General features: G+C 72.1%; 3 protein-coding genes. All 3 read left to right on the top strand.

Annotated elements, in window-relative coordinates:
- The first annotated feature begins 211 nt into the window (after nt 1-211).
- Nucleotides 212-1,573 carry a glucarate dehydratase gene (gene gudD, locus FV223_RS24520; protein ID WP_147729410.1) on the top strand — a complete coding sequence of 454 codons (1,362 nt, stop codon included), beginning with the start codon at nt 212-214 and terminating at the stop codon, nt 1,571-1,573.
- 212 nt (nt 1,574-1,785) lie between these two features.
- Complete coding sequence (locus FV223_RS24515) at nt 1,786-2,550, top strand: HpcH/HpaI aldolase/citrate lyase family protein (protein ID WP_147729409.1); 765 nt, start codon at nt 1,786-1,788, stop codon at nt 2,548-2,550.
- Nucleotides 2,551-2,612: 62 nt separating this feature from the next.
- A partial coding sequence (locus FV223_RS24510) for an NAD(P)-binding domain-containing protein (protein WP_246689790.1) occupies nt 2,613-2,766 on the top strand: 154 nt, incomplete at its 3' end.

The raw sequence follows: 2,766 nt of genomic DNA, 5'->3' as shown, positions 1-2,766 counted from the left end.
CCGAGCTGCACCTCGCCTGGCGCCGCGACGGCGACGACCCGCTGATCGCGCGCCTGATCGCGATCCTGGCAGCGCTGCCGCCGGGATGATCGATGCCTGTCGCGCATCGATCGATCCAGCCTTTGGCTTGGACCCGCATCGGCATCCTTGCGAGAACGTGCGGCAGACGGCGCGCCAGACGCCGGTCCCGTCAACGCCCCGGGAGGCACGCATGCAGGCCGACGCCGTCGATGCCCCGTCGCGCGGATTTTCGCGCTCCCCCACCGTCACCGCAATGCGGGTCGTGCCGGTCGCCGGCCGCGACAGCATGCTGCTCAACCTCAGCGGCGCGCACGGCCCGTTCTTCACCCGCAACCTGGTGATCCTCGAAGATTCCACCGGCGCGACGGGCCTCGGCGAGGTGCCCGGCGGCGAGCGCATCCGCGGCGTGCTGGAGGAGGCCCGCGACCTGATCGTCGGGCGCCCGCTCGGCGCCTGGCAGGCGGTGCTCAACGCGATGCGCGCGCGCTTCGCCGACCGCGATTCCGGCGGGCGCGGCCTCCAGACCTTCGACCTGCGCGTCACGATCCACGCGGTGACGGCGGTGGAATCCGCCTTCCTCGACCTGCTCGGCCAGTTCCTCGACGTGCCGGTGGCGGCCCTGCTGGGCGAGGGCCAGCAGCGCGACGCCGTCGAGATGCTGGGCTACCTGTTCTACGTCGGCGACCGCCGCCGCACCGATCTGCCCTATCGCGAGCCGACCGCCCGCGACGGCTGGATGCGGCTGCGCGACGAGGAGGCCCTGACGCCCGACGCCGTCGCACGCCTGGCCGAGGCCGCGCATGCGGCCTACGGCTTCAACGACTTCAAGCTGAAGGGCGGCGTGCTCGCCGGCGAGGACGAGATCGCCGCCGTCACCGCGATCCACGAGCGCTTCCCGGAAGCCCGCGTCACCCTCGACCCGAACGGCGCGTGGTCGCTCGCCGAGGCGATCCGCCTGTGCAAGGGCCGCGGCGACGTGCTCGCCTACGCCGAGGATCCGTGCGGGGCCGAGGACGGGTTCTCGGGCCGCGAGATCATGGCCGAGTTCCGCCGCGCCACGGGCCTGCCCACCGCCACCAACATGATCGCCACCGACTGGCGCCAGATGAACCACGCGATCCAGCTCGGCAGCGTCGACATCCCGCTGGCCGACCCGCATTTCTGGACGCTGGCCGGCTCGGTGCGGGTGGCGCAGCTCTGCCGCGACCACGGGCTGACCTGGGGCTCGCACTCGAACAACCACTTCGACGTGTCGCTGGCGATGTTCACCCACGTCGCGGCCGCCGCCCCGGGCAAGGTGACGGCGATCGACACGCACTGGATCTGGCAGGACGGCCAGCGCCTGACCAAGGAGCCGCTGGCGATCCGCGGCGGGCTCGTGCGGGTGCCGGATCGTCCGGGGCTGGGCATCGAGATCGACATGGCCGAGGTCGAGGCGGCGCACGCGCTCTATCTGGACCACGGCCTCGGCGCCCGCGACGACGCGGCGGCGATGCAGTTCCTCGTCCCGAACTGGACCTTCGACAACAAGCGCCCGTGCCTCGTGCGCTGAGGGCGACGGACGCTTCAGATCCCTCCCCCTCTGCGGGGGAGGGTGGCCCCTGCGTCGGCAGGGGTCGGGAGAGGGGAGCGCCGTATCCGGCACCGGCGCTCCCCTCTCCCGACCCGCTTCGCGGGCCACCCTCTCCCGCAGAGGGGAGAGGGAGGCGCGTGATCCGGACGACGCTCGACCTCTCAGATCGATTCCACGAAGGAGCACATCCGATGGACATCCTCTCCAACCGCTTCAAGGCGGCGCTCGGCCAGGGCCGGCAGCAGATCGGCCTGTGGTGCAGCCTCGCCAGCCCGATCTCCACCGAGGTCGTGGCCGGCTCCGGCTTCGACTGGCTGCTCCTCGACATGGAGCATTCGGCCAACGACCTGCGGGACGTCTACAGTCAGGTCCAGGCGATGATGGAGAGCCCGGCCCACGCCATGGTGCGGGTGCCGAGCGACGAGGCGATCACCATCAAGCGCATCCTCGACACCGGGGTGCAGTCGCTGATGATCCCCAACATCGACGACGCCGACCAGGCCCGCCGCGCGGTGGCCGCGACCCGCTACGCCCCGCGCGGCGTGCGCGGCTTCTCGCAGGCGCCGCGCGCCGCCCGCTTCGGCCGCATCCCCGACTACCACGCCCGCTGCGAGGCCGAGATCTTCGTGGCCGTGCAGATCGAGTCGCGGCGGGCGCTCGACAACCTCGACGAGATCGCCGGCGTGGAGGGCGTCGACGGCGTCTTCGTCGGCCCCGGCGACCTCTCGACCAGCCTCGGCTACCTCGGGCAGCAGAACCATCCGGACGTGGTGGCGATCATCGAGGAGACCGTGGCCCGCATCGGGAAGGCCGGGAAGCACGCCGGCATCCTCACCGCCAACGAGGAACTGGCCCACCGCTACATCGCCGCCGGCACCCGCTTCACCGCGGTCGGCTCCGACATGGGCCTGCTCGCGCGGCAGTCCGAGGCGCTCGCCGCCCGCTTCAGGGGCTGAGCCAGGATCGACCCTCCCCCTCCGCGGGGGAGGGCGGATGCGCCATTCCGGGAGACACCACCATGAACATCGGATTCATCGGCCTCGGCATCATGGGCGCGCCCATGGCCGGGCACCTGATCGCCGCCGGGCACAGCCTGTTCCTGAAGAGCCGCCGGGCGGTGCCCGAGGCCCTGGTCGCCGCCGGCGGCTCTTCAGGAACAGGCTGTGCCCGGC

It is taken from the genome of Methylobacterium sp. WL116 (assembly GCF_008039455.1).
Lineage (GTDB): Bacteria > Pseudomonadota > Alphaproteobacteria > Rhizobiales > Beijerinckiaceae > Methylobacterium.
This window is presented reverse-complemented; position numbering and strand designations above follow the sequence as displayed.

What these genes read in the sequence shown, in the direction of transcription:
- FV223_RS24515 (WP_147729409.1), top strand. Translation starts at nt 1,786, where the DNA reads ATGGACATCCTCTCCAACCGCTTCAAGGCGGCGCTCGGCCAGGGCCGG.
- gudD (WP_147729410.1), top strand. Translation starts at nt 212, where the DNA reads ATGCAGGCCGACGCCGTCGATGCCCCGTCGCGCGGATTTTCGCGCTCC.